The sequence below is a fragment of the Burkholderia sp. BCC1047 genome (assembly GCF_902833155.1).
Taxonomy (GTDB): domain Bacteria; phylum Pseudomonadota; class Gammaproteobacteria; order Burkholderiales; family Burkholderiaceae; genus Burkholderia; species Burkholderia sola.
The window spans coordinates 1-22,953 of record NZ_CADFEH010000024.1 but is presented as its reverse complement, the minus strand read 5'-3'; the positions used below and the strand labels follow the sequence as shown (position 1 = coordinate 22,953).

23 protein-coding genes and 1 pseudogene are annotated in these 22,953 nt (G+C 64.6%); 14 read left to right on the top strand and 10 right to left on the bottom strand.

Annotation, left to right across the window (positions count from 1 at the left end; translation table 11 throughout):
* Window positions 1-51: 51 nt before the first annotated feature.
* From HWX55_RS23220 to HWX55_RS23195, 6 genes are all read left to right on the top strand, one after another.
* On the top strand, window positions 52-975 hold the full coding sequence (locus HWX55_RS23220) for a branched-chain amino acid transaminase (RefSeq protein ID WP_175977428.1): 924 nt from the start codon (window positions 52-54) through the stop codon (window positions 973-975).
* Window positions 976-1,025: 50 nt separating this feature from the next.
* Window positions 1,026-1,220: a zinc-finger domain-containing protein gene (locus tag HWX55_RS23215; RefSeq protein WP_006482499.1), complete on the top strand. Its 195-nt coding sequence runs from the start codon at window positions 1,026-1,028 to the stop codon at window positions 1,218-1,220.
* 140 nt (window positions 1,221-1,360) lie between these two features.
* Complete coding sequence (gene waaF / locus HWX55_RS23210) at window positions 1,361-2,398, top strand: lipopolysaccharide heptosyltransferase II (RefSeq protein ID WP_050014556.1); 1,038 nt, start codon at window positions 1,361-1,363, stop codon at window positions 2,396-2,398.
* A 115-nt stretch (window positions 2,399-2,513) separates the two neighbouring features.
* Complete coding sequence (locus tag HWX55_RS23205) at window positions 2,514-2,960, top strand: nuclear transport factor 2 family protein (RefSeq protein WP_050014558.1); 447 nt, start codon at window positions 2,514-2,516, stop codon at window positions 2,958-2,960.
* Between the two features lie 33 nt (window positions 2,961-2,993).
* A complete protein-coding gene (locus HWX55_RS23200; RefSeq protein ID WP_050014560.1) occupies window positions 2,994-4,031 on the top strand; it encodes an alpha/beta fold hydrolase in 1,038 nt (345 codons plus the stop codon).
* Window positions 4,024-4,611 carry a DUF2946 family protein gene (locus HWX55_RS23195; RefSeq protein WP_175977427.1) on the top strand — a complete coding sequence of 196 codons (588 nt, stop codon included), beginning with the start codon at window positions 4,024-4,026 and terminating at the stop codon, window positions 4,609-4,611. The genes HWX55_RS23200 and HWX55_RS23195 overlap by 8 nt, the downstream gene beginning before the upstream one ends.
* A gap of 39 nt (window positions 4,612-4,650) precedes the next feature.
* Here HWX55_RS23195 and HWX55_RS23190 read toward each other — a convergent pair whose 3' ends face one another.
* Window positions 4,651-6,345 (bottom strand): M48 family metalloprotease, encoded by a 1,695-nt coding sequence (locus HWX55_RS23190; protein WP_175977426.1) that lies wholly within the window; start codon window positions 6,343-6,345, stop codon window positions 4,651-4,653.
* 269 nt (window positions 6,346-6,614) lie between these two features.
* Here HWX55_RS23190 and moaC point away from each other — a divergent pair, with 269 nt between their 5' ends.
* Both moaC and HWX55_RS23180 read left to right on the top strand, forming a co-directional pair.
* Window positions 6,615-7,103 (top strand): cyclic pyranopterin monophosphate synthase MoaC, encoded by a 489-nt coding sequence (gene moaC / locus HWX55_RS23185; protein WP_175977425.1) that lies wholly within the window; start codon window positions 6,615-6,617, stop codon window positions 7,101-7,103.
* 121 nt (window positions 7,104-7,224) lie between these two features.
* A complete protein-coding gene (locus HWX55_RS23180) occupies window positions 7,225-7,506 on the top strand; it encodes a hypothetical protein (RefSeq protein WP_175977424.1) in 282 nt (93 codons plus the stop codon).
* Between the two features lie 135 nt (window positions 7,507-7,641).
* On the opposite strand, the gene HWX55_RS23175 is transcribed toward HWX55_RS23180, so the two are convergent.
* The 4 genes from HWX55_RS23175 to HWX55_RS23160 form a co-directional block, all read right to left on the bottom strand.
* Window positions 7,642-8,280 (bottom strand): hypothetical protein, encoded by a 639-nt coding sequence (locus HWX55_RS23175; protein ID WP_175977423.1) that lies wholly within the window; start codon window positions 8,278-8,280, stop codon window positions 7,642-7,644.
* A gap of 4 nt (window positions 8,281-8,284) precedes the next feature.
* Entirely contained in the window at window positions 8,285-8,620 is a 336-nt protein-coding gene (locus tag HWX55_RS23170) for an SWIM zinc finger family protein (protein WP_175977422.1), read from the bottom strand.
* 56 nt (window positions 8,621-8,676) lie between these two features.
* Window positions 8,677-9,672, bottom strand: a complete 996-nt coding sequence (locus HWX55_RS23165) for a restriction endonuclease (RefSeq protein ID WP_175977421.1) — start codon at window positions 9,670-9,672, stop codon at window positions 8,677-8,679.
* Between the two features lie 108 nt (window positions 9,673-9,780).
* Complete coding sequence (locus HWX55_RS23160; protein ID WP_175977420.1) at window positions 9,781-10,122, bottom strand: hypothetical protein; 342 nt, start codon at window positions 10,120-10,122, stop codon at window positions 9,781-9,783.
* A gap of 424 nt (window positions 10,123-10,546) precedes the next feature.
* On the opposite strand from HWX55_RS23160, the pseudogene HWX55_RS23155 reads away from it, so the two are divergent.
* From HWX55_RS23155 to HWX55_RS23130, 6 genes and pseudogenes are all read left to right on the top strand, one after another.
* Window positions 10,547-10,684 (top strand): annotated as a pseudogene (locus tag HWX55_RS23155) (cyclic pyranopterin monophosphate synthase MoaC); the annotation flags it as partial.
* A 122-nt stretch (window positions 10,685-10,806) separates the two neighbouring features.
* Window positions 10,807-13,494, top strand: coding sequence for a type VI secretion system tip protein VgrG (locus tag HWX55_RS23150; protein WP_175977419.1), 2,688 nt, complete (start codon window positions 10,807-10,809; stop codon window positions 13,492-13,494).
* The gene (locus HWX55_RS23145) at window positions 13,487-14,353 is read left to right on the top strand and encodes a hypothetical protein (RefSeq protein ID WP_175977418.1); all 867 of its coding nucleotides are present in this window, start codon (window positions 13,487-13,489) and stop codon (window positions 14,351-14,353) included. The genes HWX55_RS23150 and HWX55_RS23145 overlap by 8 nt, the downstream gene beginning before the upstream one ends.
* A gap of 79 nt (window positions 14,354-14,432) precedes the next feature.
* The gene (locus HWX55_RS23140; RefSeq protein ID WP_175977495.1) at window positions 14,433-15,584 is read left to right on the top strand and encodes a glycosyl hydrolase; all 1,152 of its coding nucleotides are present in this window, start codon (window positions 14,433-14,435) and stop codon (window positions 15,582-15,584) included.
* 99 nt (window positions 15,585-15,683) lie between these two features.
* Window positions 15,684-17,000, top strand: coding sequence for a glycosyl hydrolase (locus HWX55_RS23135; protein ID WP_244140630.1), 1,317 nt, complete (start codon window positions 15,684-15,686; stop codon window positions 16,998-17,000).
* Between the two features lie 104 nt (window positions 17,001-17,104).
* Window positions 17,105-17,242 (top strand): hypothetical protein, encoded by a 138-nt coding sequence (locus tag HWX55_RS23130; protein WP_244140629.1) that lies wholly within the window; start codon window positions 17,105-17,107, stop codon window positions 17,240-17,242.
* 102 nt (window positions 17,243-17,344) lie between these two features.
* On the opposite strand, the gene HWX55_RS23125 is transcribed toward HWX55_RS23130, so the two are convergent.
* The 5 genes from HWX55_RS23125 to HWX55_RS23105 all read right to left on the bottom strand — a co-directional run bounded on the left by HWX55_RS23125 (window position 17,345) and on the right by HWX55_RS23105 (window position 22,877).
* Complete coding sequence (locus HWX55_RS23125) at window positions 17,345-17,695, bottom strand: TonB family protein (protein ID WP_175977417.1); 351 nt, start codon at window positions 17,693-17,695, stop codon at window positions 17,345-17,347.
* A gap of 456 nt (window positions 17,696-18,151) precedes the next feature.
* A complete protein-coding gene (locus HWX55_RS23120) occupies window positions 18,152-19,930 on the bottom strand; it encodes a Wzy polymerase domain-containing protein (protein WP_175977416.1) in 1,779 nt (592 codons plus the stop codon).
* A 155-nt stretch (window positions 19,931-20,085) separates the two neighbouring features.
* Window positions 20,086-20,682, bottom strand: a complete 597-nt coding sequence (locus tag HWX55_RS23115) for a pilin (RefSeq protein ID WP_175977415.1) — start codon at window positions 20,680-20,682, stop codon at window positions 20,086-20,088.
* A 95-nt stretch (window positions 20,683-20,777) separates the two neighbouring features.
* Complete coding sequence (locus HWX55_RS23110) at window positions 20,778-21,479, bottom strand: TerC family protein (RefSeq protein WP_175977414.1); 702 nt, start codon at window positions 21,477-21,479, stop codon at window positions 20,778-20,780.
* Between the two features lie 372 nt (window positions 21,480-21,851).
* Window positions 21,852-22,877 (bottom strand): IS110-like element ISBcen2 family transposase, encoded by a 1,026-nt coding sequence (locus HWX55_RS23105; RefSeq protein ID WP_175977413.1) that lies wholly within the window; start codon window positions 22,875-22,877, stop codon window positions 21,852-21,854.
* Between the last annotated feature and the right edge of the window lie 76 nt (window positions 22,878-22,953).

The following is a 22,953-nucleotide window of genomic DNA, read 5'->3' as shown; positions in this document are numbered from 1 at the left end:
GTTCAACGCTGCACATCACCCGCAGCACATCACCGCTTCCAGGAGAATCCTATGTCAATGGCCGACCGCGACGGCAAGATCTGGATGGACGGCAAGCTGATCGACTGGCGCGACGCCAAGATCCACGTCCTGACCCATACGCTGCACTACGGCATGGGCGTCTTCGAGGGCGTGCGCGCGTACAAGACGGCCGACGGCGGCACCGCGATCTTCCGCCTGCGCGAGCACACCAAACGTCTGCTGAATTCGGCGAAGATCTTCCAGATGGACGTGCCGTTCGACCGCGAAACGCTCGAAGCCGCGCAACTCGCGGTCGTGCGCGAGAACCGCCTCGAGTCGTGCTACCTGCGCCCGATCGTCTGGGTCGGCTCGGAAAAGCTCGGCGTGGCCGCGAAGGGCAACACGATCCACGTCGCGATCGCCGCGTGGCCGTGGGGCGCATACCTCGGCGAGGACGGCCTCGCGAAGGGCATCCGCGTGAAGACGTCGTCGTTCACGCGCCATCACGTGAACGTGTCGATGGTGCGCGCGAAGGCGTCGGGCTGGTACGTGAACTCGATCCTCGCGAACCAGGAAGCGACGGCCGACGGTTACGACGAAGCGCTGCTGCTCGACGTCGACGGCTACGTGTCCGAAGGCTCCGGCGAGAACTTCTTCCTCGTGAACAACGGCAAGCTGTACACGCCCGACCTATCGTCGTGCCTCGACGGCATCACGCGCGACACGGTCATCACGCTCGCGAAGGACGCCGGCATCGAGGTCATCGAGAAGCGCATCACGCGCGACGAGGTCTACACGGCCGACGAAGCGTTCTTCACCGGCACGGCCGCCGAGGTCACGCCGATCCGCGAACTCGACAACCGCACGATCGGCAGCGGCGCGCGCGGCCCCGTCACGGAAAAGCTCCAATCGGCGTTTTTCGATATCGTGTCGGGCAAGAACGCGAAGTACGCGCACTGGCTGACGAAGGTCTGAGCGCGCCGCGCCACCGACCGCCCCACACAAGAGTGATAAGAGAAAGTCTCATGAGCGAAATCAAGGAAATGCCGCTGGTCGAGCTGACGGCCAAGGATCTTCCCGCCTACTGCCCGAACCCGGCCATGACGCGCTGGAATGCGCACCCGCGCGTCTTCATCGACGTATCGCACGGCGAGGCGCGCTGCCCGTACTGCGGCACGCGCTACAAGCTGCGCGACGGCGAGGTCGTCAAGGGCCACTGAGCCTCGGCGGCCGGGCCTGACGGCCCGCCGACCCGCAAGGCGGCGCAGACGGAAATCCGGCGCGCCGCCCTTCCCCATTCTGGCAACCCGAACGCGGCGCCCGTGCGCCGTGCTTCATTACGACATCGGAAGTCGACCTGATGCGTCGAGCGCTGGTTATCGCACCGAACTGGATCGGTGACGCATTGATGGCGCAGCCGCTTTTTGCGCTGCTGAAAAAGCTCCATCCCCGCATCGCGATCGATGCCGTCGCACCCTCCTGGGTCGCGCCCGTGCTCGAGCGGATGCCCGAGATCCACGATGTCTACGCGACCGATCTCGCGCATGGCAAGCTGCAGCTGCTGCGCCGCTGGCAGCTCGCGAGCGACCTGCGCGACGTCGGCTACGACGCGGCGTACGTGCTGCCGAATTCGCTGAAATCCGCGGTGATCCCGTGGCTCGCGAACATTCCGCTGCGGATCGGCTATACGGGCGAGCACCGCTACGGGCTGCTGAACGTGCGGCACGCGAACCCCGACAAGTCGGGCGAGCGGCCGCCGATGACGACCCACTACGCGGCGCTCGCGTACGCGCCGGGCGCGAAGCTGCCCGAGTCGATGAAGACGCTGCCCGCGCCGCGCCTGGACGCCGACCTGAACGAGACGGCGCGCGTGTCCGCACGTTTCAATCTCGATACGCGCAAGCCGCTCGTCGTGTTCTGCCCCGGCGCCGAATACGGCCCGGCCAAGCGCTGGCCGCCCGAGCACTTCGCGTCGCTCGCGACCATCGTCCACCAGTCGTTCCCGTATACGCAGATCGTCGCGCTCGGCTCGCCGAAGGATTCGGCGGCCGCGCAGGCGATCGCCGACCACGCGCCGAACGTGCGCAACCTGTGCGGGCAGACGTCGTTGTCCGAGGCGTGCGCGCTGATCGCGCGCGCGAACGCGGTCGTCACCAACGATTCGGGGCTGATGCACGTCGCCGCCGCGTTGCGCCGGCCGCTCGTCGCGTTGTACGGATCGACCGATCCGCGCCATACCCCTCCGCTGTCGGACCTGGCGAAGGTACAATGGTTACATCTCGAATGCAGTCCCTGCTTCGAACGCGAGTGCCCGCTCGGCCACCTGAAGTGCCTGCGCGAACTCGGTCCCGAGCAGGTATTCGGCGATTTGCGCGGCATGCTCGTCGGGCAGCGCTGACCCTGACCGGCAGCGTCGCACGGCGCGCCGGGCAATCCGATTCACCGGTGTACGGCGGCTCGATCCGGGCCGCCGTGCTGAATACGGCGCGCGATGCGCGCGAGAGACCACCCCGATGCCACGTTTTGCCCGCCTGTTCGAAGCTGCCGCCGATACGCTGAACGCCTACTACCAGGCCGTCGCGGATGCCAATCTCGACGCGCTGCTGGCGCTGTGGATCGACGAGGATTTCGCCAGCTGCGTGTGGGCGGACGGCGAGCATCTGCACGGCCTCGACCAGATCCGCAGCGGGCTGGGCAATCGCCTCGCGACGCGCCCCGTCACGATCGAGCCGCTCGACATCCGCGTGTACGACAGCCTCGGCACGGTCGTCTATACGATCGCCGAAGCGCATCAGCAGGCCGACCTGACGGCCGAACCCGACATGGTTTTCGCGACGTACGTGATGATCCACGAACGTGGCGAATGGCGCATCGCGCACATCCACGCGAGCCCGATTCCTGAACGAGCGGCCGGACAATTCGCCGCGAAGATCCGTCACGGGCAGGGTCCGCTGCACTGACGAAAAACGAAGCAACGCATTAGCGGGGCGATCATGAGTACGGCTTCTCCGCCCACCTCGCCGCTGACCGGGCCCCCGGCCCCCGACGACGATTCATTGCGCTATCGCGCACCGCGCTGGCTGCCCAACAGCCATGTGCAAACCATCGTGCCCGCGCTGTTCGCGCGGCGGCCGGTAGTCGGTTATCGGCGAGAGCGATGGGAAACGCCCGACCACGACTTCATCGACCTCGACTGGGTCGCGCACCTCGACAGCGCGGCGCCGGCGCCCGACGCGCCGCTGTTCGTGCTGTTCCACGGCCTCGAAGGCAGCTCCGGCTCGCACTACGCGCTCGCGATGATGGCCACCGCGCGCGCGCACGGCTGGCACGCGGTCGTCCCGCACTTCCGCAGTTGCAGCGGCGAGATCAACCGGCAGCCGCGCTTCTACCATCTCGCCGACAGCGCCGAGGTCGACTGGATCCTGCGCCGGCTCGCCGCGCAGCACCGCGGACCGCTGGTCGTGGCCGGCGTGTCGCTGGGCGGCAACGTGCTGCTGCGCTGGCTCGGCGAGCATCGCAGCGACACGTCGATCGTGCGCGCCGCCGCCGCGATCTCGACGCCGATCGACGTGCATGCCGGCGGCCGCGCGCTGTCGCAGGGCTTCGCGATGGTCTACACGCGCAGCTTCCTGAAGACGCTCAAACGCAAGGGGCTCGCGAAACTCGAACAGTATCCGGGGCTGTTCGACCGCGACGCGATGCTGCGGGCCGTGACGATGCGCGACTTCGACGAAGTCGTGACCGCGCCGCTGCACGGCTTCGCGAACGCGGACGACTACTGGACCCAGGCGACGACGCGCCCGCTGCTGCGCGCGATCGACGTGCCCACGCTGATCCTCAACGCCCGCAACGACCCGTTCCTGCCCGAATCGGCACTGCCGGGCCCGGCCGACGTGTCGCCGGCCGTCGAGCTCGACCAGCCCGCGCACGGCGGCCACGCGGGCTTCATGACCGGGCCGTTCCCCGGCCGCCTCGACTGGCTATCGGCGCGGGTGTTCGGCTATTGCTCGAAATTCGTCGACCATGGATGACATCGTCAGGCAGGCGCTCGCCAAATGGCCGAACGTGCCGCATTGCACCGGCTGGCTGCTGCTCGATCGGCGCGGCGCATGGCGGCTGCGCGACGACGCCGCGCAGGCGGCCGGCGAGCTCGGCTCGCCGATCCGGCATGCGGCGCTGAACGCGTTCATCGGCCGCAACTACGCCTGCGACGCGCAGGGCCAGTGGTTCTTCCAGAACGGGCCGCAGCGCGTGTACGTCGAACTCGCCTATACGCCGTGGGTCGTGCGGCTCGCCGAGCATGACGGGCAGCTTGCGCTCACCGACCAGACGGGCGCCCCGTTCGAGCCGGAGGCAGCGTGGCTCGACGACGGCGGCGGCGTGCTGTTTCGCGACGCCGGCACGCCCGCGCGCATCGCGGCGCTGCACGATCACGACCTCGGGCTGTTCGCCGATCACGCGGATTTCGATGCCGAGCCGCCCGTGCTGCGCTGGCGCGACGGCCGCATGCTGCCGCTCGGCAGCATCGCGTGCGCCGACGTACCGGCACGGTTCGGCTACGTCGCCAGCCCGGCGCGCCGCGCGCGCGACGCGGCCGACCGCGGCCAGTGAGCCGCGGCGGCGCCGGCCGCGTTCGCCGCGCGATGGCCGCTACCCGCGGCCGTTCTTCTCGTCGTCGCGCTCTTCCTTGTAGCGCGCCTCGAATTCCAGCAGCCGCGCGCCGATGATCGACTGCTCGTAGAACGACACGTCCTTCGCGTCGCGCGCTTCCTTCAGTTGCCGGATCGCCGATGGCCACGCGCCGTCGAGCGCCAGTTTCTCCGCCAGCGCGCGGCGCCGCGCGAGCACGTCGCCCTTGCCGTCGCTCGCCTTCGCGAGGTAATCCCACCAGTCCGGCTGTTCGGGGTCGGCCTTCGCCTGCGCCCGCGCGAGCGTCTGCGCGTCGGCGAAGCGACGCGCGGCGATCAGCGCCTGCAGATGCGCGACGATCGCCGCGTGCGACGCCGGCCAGCGCCGCTGCGCGAGCGCCGATAGCCGTACCGCGTCGTCGGTTCGGCCCGCGCGGCGGGCGATGTCGGCGGCCAGCACGTCGAGGCTCGGCGAACGGGTGGCCGGATCGTCGTCGCGCCGCTCGCGCTCGTCGAACGCGCCGCGCGCCGACGCGAGCGCCTTGTCCGCCGCATCGTACTGGCCGAGCAGCGTGTTCGCGAGCGCGATGCCGTACCAGTTCGCCGCGACGTTCGGCGCGGTGCGATCGTCGATCTCGAGCTGCATCCGGCGCGCCTCGGCCGAGATGTCGGTCGGCGCCCGGTTCTGCAGGATGCGCAGCCGCGCGCGCACGAACCCGTATTCGGCCGACTGGCGCGGTTGCCGGTACGGCGAGCGGCGCGCACGATCCTCCATGTCCGCAATTCGCTCGCCGGTCAGCGGATGCGTGCGCGCGTAGGCCGGCACGCCCGCATCGCCCATCGACGCGCGATCGAGCCGCTCGAAGAAGCCCGGCATCCCATACGGGTCGTAGCCGGCTCCCGCGAGCAACTGGAAGCCGACGCGATCGGCCTCGCGCTCGGCCGAACGCGAGAAGCGCAGCTGGTTGTCGACCGCGTACGCCTGCCCGCCCATCGCGATCGCGCTGCCGAGATCGCCGCTGCGCGCGAGCACGCCGGCCAGCACGCCGAGCAGCATCGTCGCGAGCGCCGTGTAGCCGCTCTTCTCGCTCGCGCCGATCATCCGCGCGATGTGCCGCTGCAGCACATGCCCCATCTCGTGGCCGACCACCGATGCGAGCTCCGACTCCGTCTGCGTCGTCACCACCAGCCCGCTGTTGATCCCGATGAAGCCGCCCGGCATCGAGAACGCGTTGATCTGCGGATCGCGCACCGGGAACAGGTCGAAGTCGGGCGTGTAGCCGCCGATGTAGCGCGCCGCCGCCGCGGCCGCGAGCCGCGCCGCCATCGCGTTCAGGTAGTCGCGCACGAGCCAGTCGTCGAGATAGTCGGGATCGCGCCGCACCTCGCGCATCACGCGCTCGCCGAGCCGGCGCTCGGCCCGCGGCGTCAGCGCGCCGCCGGAGCCGTCGCCGAGATCGGGCAGCTCCAGCGCACGCAGCGGCGCGCGCAGGCTCGCGACCGGCGCCGACGCACCGTCCGCGCCCGAGAACCGGCTCTCCGCGCCGCCGTACGTGCCGAACACGCCGGTCGCGATGCCGGACGGCACGGTGGATATCGACGTCGCGCCGCCCGCTGCCGGCTCGAGCGGCGGCGCGGCGGCGCTCTGCGCATGGCCGCCCGGTGGCAGCGCAAGCGCGGCCGACAGCGACACGGCAAGCAACGGTTTGACACGCATGGCAGGATGAATACGACGCCGTCCCGCGCGAGCGGCGCGCATCGCGGCGTTTGGTCTGAATATTCGGGTCATTGTACCGGCGCCGCGACGACTGTCCCGTGCCGCGCATGCGTCATCTGCGCGTCCGGCAACGCGAACGCCGCTGCTATGATAGGCGCCCGCTGCACGGTTGGATCGGTTCGTCGCGCCGGTACGGGATTCGAAGCGCGGCTGATCACGGAGCCGGATCGACGGACGTGCGCGCGCACGCCGTTCCACGAGAGGAAGACATGTCAGGACTCACCCATTTCGATGCCGCCGGCCATGCGCACATGGTCGACGTCGGCGACAAGCAGGAAACCCGACGCATCGCGATCGCGCGCGGCACGATCCGGATGCTGCCGGCCACGTTCGCGCTGATCCGCGACGGCAAGGCCAAGAAAGGCGACGTGCTCGGCGTCGCGCGCATCGCGGCGATCCAGGGCGCGAAGCGCACGGCCGATCTCATTCCGCTGTGCCACCCGCTCGCGCTGACGCGCGTGGCCGTCGACTTCGAACTCGACGACGCGCTGCCGGGCGTGCATTGCGTCGTGCAGGTCGAGACGTTCGGCCGGACCGGCGTCGAGATGGAAGCGCTGACGGCCGTCCAGGTCGGGCTGCTGACCGTGTACGACATGTGCAAGGCGGTCGACCGCGGGATGGTGATCACCGACGTGAGCGTGCGCGAGAAGCGCGGCGGGAAGTCGGGGGACTGGAAGGCGGAGGAGGTAAAGGATTGATTTATAAGCCCTTCCCGTCGTTCCGTATCTAACCTCCCCGGCGTCGCCATCGTCTGACGAAATCGCCTCGAATCTTGCTGCTGGCATACGAAAAGTCGATCTTGTCCCAGAGGAGAGTGGAATGACCTCAATTCGCCAACAAGACAGGAAATGGCAAGTACGTGTTCCGCTTAGAGAATTCACCGACGAAGCAAAAACCTTTAGCACCAGCGCAGATGCGGAACGATGGGCGCAATCCGTCGAAAGCGAGATGGATCGCGGAAGCTTCGTCAGTCGTAGCGAGGCCGAAGCAAACTCGCTCGACGACATCATCAACCATTACATCGACAACACATGCCCGACACACCGTATGGCACTGACGCAATCATTTGGCTTCGCGCCATCTGCCGCAACACGTTGGTGAAACTCAGCATGGCGGCATTGACGCCAGCTTAGCAATATTGAAGCGGTGCTACCATCCCGCAGCAACGAACTTGGCACGAAAACTAGGCTGAGACAAGCCGCGAAGGTAGCGCCGCATACACCGACTCTCGTCGAGTTACGCCACCTTCGTCCTCACCACTTCGGGGTTCCCGATATCTGGTACCTCTCGCGGCTTAGACAGGTCGACCACACGGCAGCGACCTGTTCGCAGCAGCTCCACGAATTCTCGCTGAGATGCGGCCAACCAGCTTTTCAAGACCCAGATCCCTTCACCGGCTTGCACGTCGTGATTTCGAGCATAGAGACGAAAGCCGACGTTACCTTGTCTATCGTCCGCATCAGCTATCGCCTGTTCAACTTGTACGTACCACTCACCGCACTGGCTTTCGAGACTGTCCGTTTCGCGGAAGCTGTATAGCGGCGGTTCACCTTGGGTTTCGACTAGGTAGCGGAATGCGAACGCCATGATTCGCTTGTGATCCTCCGAATCTGACAGTCCCTCCCCAGATGCCTTGATCCGATCCTTCAATTCGTTATGCGACACACCAAACAATTCATGTGACTTCCTGTTACGCAGCGCCTGCGTTTTCTCGTCATCGATGTATTCATTGTGACCGATATCCAAGGCCGGCTTGAACGACGCCGAAACCCAGAAATACCAGTCCTTAGCAAAACCGTCCACATCGCCCCGAGCATCAACGAACTCGACCGAGTTGAAAGGAACACGCTTCCGCTTCTGATTATCGATCTGCATTCTCTCATCGCCCTATCATCGTTGCCGACAGCTTCTTTTTTGCTTTCGCAACGGCACCCTTCGCCTGCTCAAGACTACGTTCCGCTTCCACTAGTTCTGCCATGTGGAGAGCCAAATTCGACCCGGCCAACCAAGATGTCACCGATTCGATCTGGTCTGCATTCCCGCTGACGATTCCCGGATCAGTACCAGTCAAGATCAAAAGCCGGTGTTTGCAGTACGTGCCATTCTCACCAGCCGGACAAGTACAGAATGCGACAATCCGCTTTTCGTCACGCTCGAACGTAAGTTCATAGGGGATTTCCGCCGACCCCTGAACAGAGAACACGATTTTTTCCATTATTGTCAGTTCGCCTTCCGCAAGTTTCCTAATTCGCCAACCTTATCGATTGGAATTCAAGCGGGGAAGTACGTGCGCTTCAACGGGACCAGACGCTTCGTCTCCGCATCAGTCTTCTCGTAGTGGTCTATCAATGCACGGACGACATGATCCGATGTCCAGAGAGTAAGCGGCACAGAGGCCCGATCCGCTTCATAATATGCCTCTTTGCTGAAGCCCCCCGTACTGACGTACAGCCCACGATCGTCGGGATGGCGACCACCGAGGAAGCTGCGAATTTCCTTCGTCCCCATCTGGCCTTTCCGGTGCTTCACTTCCACGATGATTCTTGGATGTTCGAAACCGAACCCATCGGGCGATGCGATAATGTCTTTGCCGCGGTCACTGCCAGCCGGAGAAACCTGAGTCCTGTAACCCATTGCTCGAAGAATCCCGGCGACAAGCTCCTGCATCTCGTCCCAATCAAGACCGTTCACCACGTCCTTGATACGTTCGACTGCACGGTACTCAAGTCCTTCGAGCGGGTCGGCTTCGACCTGTTCTTCAACCACTTCTGGTGCTGGCAGGACTGGTTTTCCAGTCGCTTCGCCGAGTAGTTCGTGCATCGCGAACTCAGATACGACGAAGACTGTCATCGTCGGACCAAGGGCAATCTTGGTGGCGTCAGTCAGACTATCTCGGCCGACTTCTTTCTCTTGCCACTTGACGACACGCGCCAGCGGCATTTCAGCGTCCATGAGTTCAGGTCTGTATTCGCATCCGCCGGCGACCTTGCCGATCAGATAGGTACGGTTTGCGGGTGAATACGTGACAACGAAATCCCCCGCTTCGATTTCATTCATGAAGCGCCATACCTGAGACGCACCAGCAATCGCTGTCTTTTCTTTGATTCCCGGTTCGATGGAGAGGTACAGGTCGATCAGTTCTTTCCGCGTCATGCCGACCGTGACATGCGGAGCGAGATTCGTCCACCCGATAGCTGCGATACCCCGTTCGCGGAATTCTTCATAGAGGCTCCCACCATCGGACCGAACCATCCACATTTTGCTCATACATTCCCCGTAGCTCATCGAACGTCGCCCGATGACTGCCGCGACGTACATCTTTCAATTCTCAACGCCCAATAATACAAAAACCGCCGGTAGATTGGCGGTTTCAGTTCAAATAGTGACCGGATAGTGCAACAGTTCGTTGTCCGCTGGCCCGATCCAACGTCTGCTACCATGGGTACTTCGTTTGTGCCCGCCGAAGTCGATCAAATCATTGTGGTCGCATCTCTCGATAACAAAATGCCAGCAGCGACTCGAACTGTTCACGACGGACATGAAGTTCCCGGCCATCATGCCGCCGCTATGTGATATTGCGCACGAAACGGTCAAGTCTTCGTCGGTACCCATGCGTTGATGCCACGCTCTCGCAGCGCCGTGGCAAACGGAATCACGGAAACGCTGTTTGTCCTCACTGGCATGGCTGACGATGGCCTTGGGGAGGGCGACGCTCATTGCATGTTCAGCCTTTGGAGCGGGTTATCGATAAGAGCGGAACGCATTTATATAGCACGGGACGGAGTCTGTCTCTCCGAAGTCTTCAAAGCGACAAGACTTCGTACCGGCTCCTGCTTGATCGCGAAGCACGTGCCAACAATGCCGTCTGAAACTCTTCCAGCGGACAGCCTACAGGGAGCATCAAGACCCGCCTATGCCAGTGCAGTACGTCGCCGCGCTTCGGCGCATGTCCGGCGATGCGACGCCGGATCGCATCTACGATGCCCTGTCGTGCCGCGACGTGTACTTCCGTCCGACCGGTTCAATCGCGTAAACTTGCGGCATAGTGTGGTCCGATTGATGTACCAAATCCGTCCCACTGCCGTCTCACTTTATCAACGGAGCGGGACAAGATCGAATAAATTGCCACTTGATTTAAAAGGCCGTCCAGATCGGGCTGCTGACCGTGTACGACATGTGCAAGGCGGTCGACCGCGGGATGGTGATCACCGACGTGAGCGTGCGCGAGAAGCGCGGCGGGAAGTCGGGGGACTGGAAGGCGGAGGACGCGGCGGGCTGAACGGCCAGGGCGCAGCCGGCCCGCAAATTCGAGATAAAACCGTTTATCTCATACAATTACCGGATTCCGCACGAGAGAGCGTGCGAACCAGCAAAACAGCACAACAAAAGCGAGCCCTGGTGATGAATTCGCAAGCGTTAAGAAGCGCGTTGCTGGCCGGACCGGTCCAGCACGCGCGCCTCGTCAAGCTGGATACCCCGCTCGGCCCTGACGTCCTGTTGCCGCAGCGGGTCACGGGCCGGTCGCGACTCGGACGCCATTTCGAGTTCACCGTCGATACCGTGTCGGTATCCGACAACGTCGAACTCAAGAAACTGATCGCGCAGCCGGTGACGCTGTGGATCCAGCAGGCCGACCAATCGTACGCGCCCCACCACGGCTACGCGCATGCGGTCCGCCGGCTCGGATCGGACAGCGGCGTCACGCACTACCAGATCGTCTTTGCATCGTTCCTGCACTTCCTGAAGTTCCGCCGCGATCAGCGCATCTGGCAGGACCGGTCGGCCGACGACATCATCGCCGACGTGCTGAACCAGCACCCGCAGGCCCAGGGCCGCTTCACGTTCCAGCTTTCCCGGCCGCTGCCGTCGCGCTCGTTCTGCATGCAATACGAGGACGACTGGAATTTCGTGCATCGGCTGATGGAATCGGAAGGCCTGTACGGTTTCTGGGAACAGGACAAGGACGGCAAGTCGCACCGGCTCGTCATCGTCGATCGGCTCGATGCGTTGCCCGCGCTGTCGCCGCGAACCGTACGCTTTCATCACGCGGGCACGGGCGACGAAGCCGACACGCTCGTCCAGTTCACCGGTACGCGCACGCTGCGCAGCGTCGCGCGCGCCACGCGCACGTTCGACTACAAGCAGCCGCCCACCGCGTCGAATCCGAAGGCCACCCACACGCCGACGATCGCGAACCAGGGCGACCTGCCGGGGCAACTCGAAGTCTACGAATACACGGGTGCGTACACGTATCCCGAGCAGTCGCGCGGCGACCATCTGTCGAAGATCTGGATGGAAGAACAGGAATCGCACGCGAAGCGCTTTCATGGTGTCGGCGGCGTGCGGCGCATGGACGCGGGCCGCACGTTCGCGTTCGCCGATCATCCCGAACACGACAAGGACGATGCCGGTCAACGCGAATTCGCGGTGATCGAGACGACGTGGGTCATCGTCAACAACCTGCCCGTGGCCGACGAGCCGGCCGTTTTCCCGCACAGCCTGCAGGCCGAGATCGGCCGCATCGTGCAGGCAGGCGATACTCCGCTGTCGCGCGTGCGTCATCCCGACGGCAGCGAGGGCTTCTATCAGATCCGCATCGAAGCGCAGCGCACGACGGTGCCGTTCCGCAGCCCGTTCGACCATGCGAAGCCGCCGATGCACCTGCAATCGGCGATCGTCGTCGCCCCGCAGGGCGAAGAGGTCCACACGGACGCGCTCAACCGGGTCAAGGTCCGCTTCCACTGGGACCGCCTGAACGACGGCGACGAAAAGGCATCGTGCTGGCTGCGCGCCACGTCGTCCGATTCGGGCAACGGCTACGGTGCCGTTCACCCGCACCGCAGCGGCGAGGAAGTGCTGGTCGACTTCGTCGGCGGCGACTGCGATCGTCCGATCATCGTCGGCAAGGTCTACAACGGCGCGACGAGTCCGCAATGGCACAGCAACGGGATCCTGTCCGGATACCGGTCAAAGGAATATGCGGGCGCCGGCTACAACCAGCTGGTGCTCGACGACGCGACGTCGCAGAACCGCGTGCACCTGTACAGCAGCCAGACCAACGCACATCTGCATCTGGGCTACCTGATCGACCACGCGGGCAACAACCGCGGCAGCTATCTCGGCAGCGGCTTCGACCTGCGTTCCGACGCCTACGGCGCGGTGCGCGCGAACCGCGGGCTGTACGTCACGACGCACCCGAAGCAGGCGGCAAGCCAGCCGCTCGACGTTCAGGAAACGCAACAGCAGCTCGTCCGGGCGGAAGGCCTGATGGAGGCGATGTCGGAGGTCAGTGCGCAGCATCAGGCGGCGTCGCTCGATACCGGCCACACGGCGCTGAAACAGTTCAGCGATGCGACGCAGCACAGCGTGAGCGGCAGCAGCGCCGGCGGCAGGACCGCGGGTGGCGGAACCGGCTCGGCCAACGCGTTCAAGGAGCCGGTGATGCTGTTCGGCAGCCCGGCCGGCATCGGGATGTCCACGCAGCAATCCGCGCAATTTGCCGCAGACCAGCAGATCAATCTCGTCAGCGGACAAAGCACGCACGTCGCCGCCGGGAAATCGCTGGTCGCCAGCGTCCTCGACCGGATCAGCCTGTTCGCGCAAAACGCGGGGATGAAGTTGTTCGCCGGCAAGGGCAAGGTCGAAGTGCAGGCGCACGCGGACAACATCGAGCTGACCGCGCAGAAGGCGCTGAAGCTGATCGCCGTCACGCAGTCGGTCGAAGGTGCCGCGGCGAAGGAAATCCTGCTGACGTCCGGCGGCGCCTATATCCGCATCGCGAACGGCAACATCGAAGTGCATGCGCCCGGCAAGATCGACATCAAGGGCGCGCAGCATGCGTTCAGCGGCCCCACCCACCTGTCGCAAGCGATGCCGACGCTGCCGAACTCCAACGGCAACTACGACCAGGCGTTCATCGCGCACTGGGCCGGCACCGACATCCCGGTCGCGAACACGCGGTACCAGATGTTCTCGAACGGCAAGCTGATCTCGGAAGGCGTCACCAACGCGGCAGGCGAGACGGGGCTCACGCAGAGCCACGTGCCGCACGACGTCGTCGTCAAGTTTCTAGGGAAATCGAATGGCTGACGGACAACAGGACAAGGTGCTCGGAACCGGTGCGGCGATGCTCACCCCGACGGGATACCAGGATCGGCCGAAGGTGCAGATCAACATCTGCGACAAGCATGTGACGCCGGCGGCGAAATGGATCGTCGGCACCTGTCCGTTTTACTATCGACCGCTTCACGGCCAATACTGGGACACGGTCCAGAAAGTCAGTATGTCGAGCGTATGGGAAACCGTGAAGAAGTTCGCCACTTCGTGGGATCCGTGGAAAGACAAGAAGGTCGCCGAGGAATTGCTGCATCGGCGCGAAGAGCTGATCAAAACGGAAAGCACCGATTCCGACTGGTCGCGCCACGGCAACTTCATGATGCGCCATATCGGGTGTGGACATAAACCACCCGACTACTACATTAGCTACGGCTACTACTATTGCTCCGACTATGGCAAGAATCTTTACCCTCGACTCAGCCCCCAAGGGAAAGCGTGGCTGAACAAAGCGCGGAAACTGCTTCAGGTCAACATGGAAGACGGCCTCAATCAGAACATGATGGGCGACACGATCCAGATGGCCAGCCCGACACCTGGAAACGGTAGCGTCGATATGACGTGGCCACAGTTCGAGCTCGAAATGAACACCGAAAAGTTCAAGGAATTCGCATTCAAGACGCACCCGATGGCCTACCTCGATGGCGGGTTGGCAGACCTGCCGATCATGGATCTCGTCAAGATCGGGATGCGTCCGAACATTCAGGAATGGGGCGACGGAAGAACGTGGGGACAGGCGGTCGATTCGGCCATCCCCGTTCTCAGGAACAAAGCCGACGCATGGGATGTCGATGATCCGGTCGGCAAGGCACTCGGCAGGCTGCTGGTGAAGTGACATGCGAAAAGGCAAACGATGGCTCTTGATCGCGGGATGCGCGCTTGTTCTACCGATCGCTATTTACGGATATACGGAAATGACTTCAGGGTGGGAAACGGTATCGACCGAATTCATGCGCAACGACAAGCCGTACGGTGCGGGCGCATTTCGCGTGCAGCACAACGATTTCATGTCATTAAAGGTTGCACGACCGGAACTCACGTTCAAGCCGGAAAGCGAGCAGAAGAACCCTGACGTCGCGGAATTCGCCGAACCGTGGATGGACGATTCGAACCAACGGCTGAACCGATCGACGGTGAGTTTCCTGCGCGGCACGCTGGGCGGCAGCCCCGTGCGTCATTTTCAGGAACCGGGCCAGACCGCGTCATGGTGGTACTCGCCTGACTGGCGGATCCTGTACGTAAGCACCGGCTGGATGGATTACGCGGCACCGCGCCCCGACGACGGAGCGGCCCCTCAGACGACCAGGCTCTGGAAGTCGAGCGATGGCGGTCAGCACTGGGCCCAGCTCGAATGGCCCGGCAACCGCAACATCAATCGCCTGCTCTTCCTAGACGCGCAACGGGGCTACGCCATCGGCTGGGGGCCACACGTGTGGCGAACGGCAGACGGCGGGCAAACGTGGCAGGAAATCGCGGAGCCACCTGGTGCCGCCGTCCAAGGCAAGCCGCGCCGGACTTTCGATGGATCCAACCTCGGTCCCGACGGCGTATTGCGCATCGCCTATCAGGTCGAAGACGCCGAGCATCCGCAACCGGCAACCGTTGTCTGGCGACTCGGGTGGAGTCAGCAGGATTTCGTCCGGGAAGCAGTGCTGCCCGGACAAGTTGTCGTCAGTCTCGAATCGCCGCCGGAGCCCGTCCGAAATTACGCGCTGTATGCGTTGTCCGGTACAAGTGGCGAATCCGGCAGTGGTCGTGGCGCGGGCATCATTTCGACCTGGACCAGCGAGCATCCCGATCACATCCAGGAGCTACGTACGTTTGACAGCTCGCTGACGCTAAACGGACTCAGCGCAGGTCGCAACGGCGTCCTGCTGGTTCATGCAACTGATCCGAACACCGCGAATGGCGGTGGCGCGCCGATCGATCTGACTATCAGCAGCACCGACGGTGGGAAGACGTGGCAGCAAACCACTGACAAGGCTTCACAGGGTGGCTACTTCGACCCGGAAACGAATACGCTCTATTCGGTGTTCGCCTACACACTTCGGAAACGGCGATTCTGATCGCCGCCAGACGCATTTGCCGTGGGCCGATTCCGCAGAATCGGACGACGCCCGCGGGATGACCTGCCTCATGCCTCTCCATTGACTTCAGCCAGCCCCATGCGCAACCGGTCCCGCCTAAAGCGGCTGGCCGCCATCGCGATCAGCAGCATCGCATTGATACTGCTGGTCGAAAATACCGGCTCTCGATGGGAAACCGTTTCGTCGAAGGTGATGTGGCCCGTCCCACTGGCTGGCGTCGGCGATTTCTACGTCACCGGCAACGACATCATGTCGCTCACGGTCGCCGACCCTGTGGTGACGCTAAAGCCTCCCGGCGAGTGGAAGAATCCAATGATCGCCGAACCCACCGAAGCGTGGATGAACAACGCAGTAGAAACCCTCAATCGGCGGACCGTAAATTTCTTCCGTGGCACCCTCGATCAGGGATTGCAGCGCTTCTTGCAAGCACCGGGCCAACACACGGCGTGGTGGCATTCGCGAGACGGTCGGGTCCAGGTCATCGGCGTCGGCCGGACTAGCGACACGACGCCACATCCGGCAGACGGCCTCGTCTCGCAGCAAACCCGTGTCTGGAAATCGCTCGACGGCGGCCGTCACTGGTCGCAGCTCGACTGGCCCGAGCACGAGGATATCGATCAGTTGCTCTTCATCGACGCGCGACGCGGCTATGCGATCGGTCGGGGCCCGGCCGTCCGGCGAACGTCCGACGGCGGCGTGTCCTGGCAGCGGATCGCACTACCGCCTGATGCAGCCGTCCGCGGTGCTCCCTGGCGCAGCTTCGCAGGCGTAAATCTTGGCCCCGACGGCACCCTGCGGGTGACTTACCCTGTTAACCGTTCGGCTAGGGCCCCTGCCCGCAGCGTCGTATACCGACTCGCGCCAAATCAGCAGGCGTTCGTTCTCGATACCGTCTTACCTAACCTGACCGTCACTCGACTCGTGTCTGCGCCTGCCACGGCTGGCGGCTACGCGCTTTACACGCTGTCTCTCCTCGACCATGAGAGCGGCGACGATACTGCACCGGATCGCGCACGCCGGACCGGCGTGCTTTCGACGTGGGCGAACACGCGCCCCGAGCAAGTCCGGCAAGTGACGACGTTTGACAGGAAGCTCATCCTGAGCAGCCTCGACGTGGGCCGCGATGGCCTGTTGCTCGTCTATGCGACCGACCCCGGACAGGCAATCGATGATCCACCGATCCCCCTGATAATCAGCAGCACTGACGCAGGCAAGACCTGGAAGCAGAATGTCGACGGGATCGTCTATCACAATCGGTATTTCAATCAGGATACGAACACGCTGTACTCGTTGCTCGATGAAAGACTGAGCAAACTGTCGTTCCCGGTCCGAAATAACCGTGCCTTACAAGACCGAATCCCGTTGCTACGACGGAAGACTCAATTCGATGAATAAATCATTGCGTCGCGCCGCACTCGCGCGATGCGTTGCCACATCGCCCGCCGCCTTCGCCGCCAGCCCCTGCCCCGCCGCCGACACCGCTGCACGCGCCGCGCTCTTTGACGGACAAGGGCGGAGAAACGGTCGCGCGTCGCTACTCGCTGATCCGCCAGGAGCGCAACGGCTTCACGATGCTCGGGCTGCGCAATGCGTCCGAGCACGCGTGTCGCGGCGCGGATCTGATGCCGCGGCACTGAGCCGTCAGCGGCGCACCGCAGCGGTGAAATCGCGCCGGACAGCCGATAACGACAAGTAACCGGGCGTGGTGGCACGGCGCGAGCGCCCGCACCGGCCACGCGTCATTCGGCGCGCCGCGGCTCGAACACGAACGGTTGCGTGAGCAGGAAAGGATTCGCGGTCGCGCCAGTCTGCGCGCAGGTCGCGTGCGTCATCGCCTCGACGGCCGCGCGATCGGCCGCCGCGTTGCGGCTACTCGTCGTCACGGTCACGTTCTGCGCTTCGCCGGACGTCGTCATCAGCGCGCGCACGAGCACGGTAACCGGACGCGTGAGCGGTTTCGCGCTATCCGGATAGACGGCCCGGGGGATATGGCAGGTCAGCTTGCTTTCCTGCGACGACGACAGCATCGCGCAGCCGGAAAGCAGCATCGCGACGGCGGGCAGGATCAGGTAGGTCGAGCGAAGGGCCATGGTCGAATGTCGTTCTTCAGTACTGTTCTGGGCACATGCGTCGCGCGCCGGCAGCCTTCCGCCGGCCGCATCGCATGTGTCGCACTGCGCCGCGGCCATCGGACCGGCGCCCCGTTACGGCCGCGCGGCCGAGCAATGCTCGCCCGCAATCCTGCTCGGCGGAATGCCCGGATAACCGGGACATTCTCCGTATTCGCACCGGCTACGCGCCGCGCCGGCGGGCACGCGAGCGCTTTCGCGCATTGTGCACGCGCCGCCCGGTCAGCGGCGGCGATTTGACAATGGTTGACGCGAATCGCCGCCCATTCGGCTGGAATCCGCGCGATCCGCGACGTAATCGATACCCGACCGGATTGGCGCGCTATGCGCCGGGCGGCCGTCTTGCTCCGACGTCAGCCGCCGTCAGCGCGGCGCGGTAGACGCCGGAATTCCCCGTTCCGGCGCGCACGACACGCGTCAATCCGAATCGTCGTCGTCCGAATCGTCGCCCTCGTCGGCCGGCGCTTCCCCGTACTTCGCGACGACGGCTGCCCTGAACGTCTTCAGCGCCGGCTCCTGGTCGCACAGCTTGTACAACGCGGCCAGCTGTTGCGGCCAGTCCTTCAGTTCCTTCGCAAACACATGCAGGCGCGCGACGGTATCGAGCGCATCGGCCTCGCGGCCGGCCAGCGCCTGCAGCACCGCATAGCGGCGCAGCACCGTCTCGCCGGGCAGCAGCGCGATCGCACGCTCGTGCGCGGCGAGCTTGAGCGGCAGGTTGTCCGACGAAATCGTGAGCAGCGTCGCCGCACCGTAATCGCCCCACGCGCCGAACAGCCGCGACGGCGCATCGCGGTACTGCGCGGCCGGGCTGCTGCCGTAATAGAGCACTTCCGCACGCTGGTAGTCGCGCAGCACGGGCACCGCCGCCAGCACGCCGCCGAACGACAGCACCGCGAACAGCCCGAATGCCGCGCGCCCCGGCAGGATGCGCAGCGGCTTCACCTCGAGCAGCCCGATCACGAACATCGCGGGCAGCAGGAAGAACATGTATTGCTGCGGATACTCGACCAGCGCATGCATCAGCAGGATGCCGATCAGCGCGAAGCCGAACACGCGCATGCTCGACTGCGGCGCCCGCACCGCGCGCACGAACCACGTGACGAGCGTGACGGCGAGCACGCCGAGCCCGACGAGACCGGACTTCGCGAGCAGGTCGATGAAGATGTCGTGCGAGTTGTTCGCGATCTCGACGCCGCCGAGCGTGCGCACGAGCGCAAACTGGTGCGACGGGAATTCGCCCCAGCCGACCCCGAGCAGCGGATGCTCGCGGAACATCGCGAGCCCGTACTTCCACAGCGCGAGGCGCGGCGCGATCTGCCCGGCATCGCGCATCCGGTCGGCTGCCGACTCCGCGAGATTCAGGTGGTAGTGCACGTTGGCCCAGCGCACCGCGACGTTCACCGCGATGAATGCGACCGCAAGCACGACCGGTATCAGCCACGCACGCGCATTGCCCGGCGTGCGGCGCGATTCGACCCACGCCATCCAGAAGCCCGCGACGACCATCACCGCGACCTGCAGCCACGGCCCGCGCGACACCGTCAGCGCGAGACCGACCGACAGCACGAGCGACAGCGCGAGCCATGCCCACACCGCGAGCCGGCGCGTCTGCACCAGATACAGCGCACCCGCGAGCGCGAAGGCGATGTAGCTGGCCAGGTGGTTCGCCTGCGCCATGTTGCCGTACGGGCGGCGGTCGACCGCGATGTTGTACACCACGACGAACGGCGAGACGGCCGATTCGAGGTGGAACAGCTGCACGATCTGGGTACCGACCGCGAACACGCCGCCCACGAGCAACGCACCGGCCATCATCCGCGACATGATTTCCGCCATCCCGTCGCGCGCCAGCGCATACCCGGCCTGCATCGCGACCAGCGCAGCGGCGAGATAGCCGACCGCCAACCAGTTCATCGACGGCACCTTGAGCGGGATCAGCGCGACCTGCGCGATCAGCACCGCCGCAAAACCGAGCGGCGCCGCGAACGCCGCCGGCGCGGCAAACGGCTGGGCCGGGCGGCCGGTGCCCGGGAGCAGCACGACGGACACGCCCACCAGCAGATACAGCACCAGCGCGGAAAACTCCGAATAGAAGGTCGGGATCGGATACGTGTGATTCGTGATCGCGTACGGCACGATCAGGGCGACAGCCAGCGCAACGAGCGACAACGAACGGGAAAAAGTAGAAGGCATGAGCGAACCGGATGTCAGCAACCGGCGCACTATACAAAACTTTCCCTGCTCTGTGCGGGGCCGTCGCTCCGCGAGCCGGCGCCGGGCCGCAGCCCGGCCGGCCGAAGCGGCGGCCGGCAGGCCGCACGCGCGGCCGCTCTCCTTCTGCGCCAGCCTTATGCACGGCACTCCGCGGGCGCATATTTCGCGGGCAGCGTCGCGGCGTTACCGGGCAACGGCCCGGCGCCGGGCGCCGGCAGCGACGACGCGTCCTTGCCGGCGGCGAAGCATTCCCACGCAATCGCGCCCGCCTGTATCGCCCCCTTTTTGAGCGGCACGCGCGCGGTGGGCGCATCGGCCTTGTCGGGCGCGGACGGCACGAGCACCAGCGTATTCGTGCCGGCCGCGGCGACGCGGGTGGTGAACGCGACGGTGATCTGGCCGGTGGCGCCGTCGATCGCAACCGATTCGACGTTGCGGGTCGCCGCAGGCGGGCTGTAGCCGCCGTCGAGGCTCGCGCCGCTCGCGGCATTGTCGGCGACCGCGAGCCGGGCCGACGACGCGAGCGCCAGCCCCTCGCCGACGCGCGACCGCGCGAGGTAATCCTGGTACGCGGGAATCGCATAGGCCGCGACGACGCCGACGATCGCCAGCACGATCATCAGTTCGATCAGCGTGAACCCGGCCAGCCGCCAGCGCGGCGACGGCCGGTTCGCGCGCCGCAGATCGGCGGCAACGCGACGGAACAGGGAAACGGAAAAGGCTTCGAACATGGCAGGCTCCGGAAACGAAAAACGCCTGCCGACAAAGGCAGGCGTCTCGATCGTAGCCAGCGGGCCGCGAAGCCGGCAGTCGGCCGGATGGCCAGTCAGTGCTGCGGCACGTCGCGGCGTTTCCTGAGCGCGTAACCGATCGCGATGACGAACAGGGCCCCGACGATGCTCGCGCCGTAGACCACTTCCGGCGTATCGAGCACCGGCCAGCGGTCGCCGACCGGGTCGTTCACGATCAGCCCGCCCGCGATCCAGCCAAGCAGCCCCGCGCCGAGCGCCACGACGACCGGGAAACGGTCGAGCAGCTTCAGCACCAGCGTGCTGCCCCACACGATGATCGGCACGCTGACGACGAGCCCGAAGATCACGAGCGCGATCCGGTGCGACGGATCGGCCTGCTCGGCCGCGCCGGCGATCGCGATCACGTTGTCGAGGCTCATGACCGCATCGGCGATCACGATCGTCTTCACGGCATCCCACAGCCGGTCGGCCGGCTTGATGTTGTCGTGCGCGTCGGCGGCCGGCGCCATCAGCTTGATGCCGATCCACAGCAGCAGCAGCCCGCCGCCGAGCTTCAGGAACGGCACGTCGAGCAGCGCGACCGCGAACGTGATCAGCGCGACGCGCAGCAGGATCGCCCCCGCGGTGCCCCAGACGACCCCGCGCAGCCGCTGGTTCGCCGGCAGGTTGCGGCACGCAAGCGCGATCACGACCGCGTTGTCGCCGCCGAGCAGGATATCGATGATGATGATCTGGAGGATCGCGCCCCAGTGCAGCGAGGTCAGGAATTCGAGCATGGCGGAGAGGAAAGGACAACGGCCGCCTCGCGGGCGGCCCGGTTCATCGTAGGCGCATGCAGCACGCATGCCCGGTGCTTACGAATTCATTGCGGGAGCATAACAAAAATCTATGGTCAGCCCGATTTTTGCAAGCGAGGTGGTGTTGACCTAAAGTGGACTTGCTCGAATCTATCCGGGGTCGCGGATGGGAAAGATCCCGCCCCATGATGGGAGCCGCGCCGGGCAAACCTCAAAAACCCCTCAGCATTGAGATGCTGTTTTTTGTGTCAGGTTACTTGCCCGGCCGTTGAGTCGTTTATGCCTTCACGTATCTCGCGTCGCAAAACCTGGTGTGACTACTGCAACTGAAGCCGTAAGCGACAGGAAGCGTCAGACTGCAGGAACAGCCTCGATGCTTCGGTAGTGTGTCCCTTTGGCGAGGATGGCCCACGCGATCCTCGCCAATTTATTGGCCAAGGCACAGGCCACTACGTTCGAATGTCGTCGCGCCAACAGGCTGCGAATCCAGACGCCCAATGCATCCGTGCGGTGCTCGATGCGCTGCATGATGGTCCGCGCACATTGCACCAGCAGCCGCCGCAATTCCTTGTCCCCGCGCTTGCTGATGCCGAGTAGCGTTGGTTTGCCGCCGGTGCTGTACTGCCGCGGCACCAGCCCGACCGACGCCGCAAACTGCCTTGCCGAACCATATTGACGCGCATCGCCCAACTCCGACATCAACACGCTGGCAGTCATGGGGCCAATGCCGGGAATCTCGAGCAGCCGTTCGCTGCGTTCGTCCTCGTGTAACTGGGAAAGCAACTCATGCTCGAGCTGATGGATCTGCTCGTCCAGATACTTGAAGTGCGCGTGCAGACGTTCGAGCACGCTCACCAGTCTCGGCGGCAACGATTCTGCCTCCAGCACGGCGGGCAGCCGTCGGATCACCGCCATACCGCGCGGCAAGCTGATGCCGAACTCCAACAGAAACGCATGAATCTGATTGATCGTGCAGGTGCGCTCACGCACAAGGCCCTCGCGCACGCGGTGCAAGGCTGAAACGATCTGCTGAGCTTCGTTGTGCGGACTCGCGAAACGCATGCTCGGACGCGAAGCTGCTTCGCAGATCGCCTGGGCGTCCGCGAAATCGTTCTTGTTGCCTTGCCGGAACGGTTTGACGAACTGAGGGGAAATCAGCTTGGCCTCGTGGCCCAGCGTCTGAAGTCGGCGGGCAATCCAGTGAGCACCCGCGCAGGCCTCCATGACCACCGTACAACTCGGGAAATTGCCCAGCAGCGTAAACATCTGGCTGCGCGTGAGCTTCTTACGGAACACCATCCTGCCTGACGCATCCTGCCCATGCAGGTGGAAGCAGTGTTTGCCGAGATCGACTCCGATCAGCGATACCGTGTCCATGATGGTCCTCCAGAAGGACAAAATCCTCACTCAGCGTAGTCCACTGAGTGAGGATCGGGCTGACCATCCTATTAAC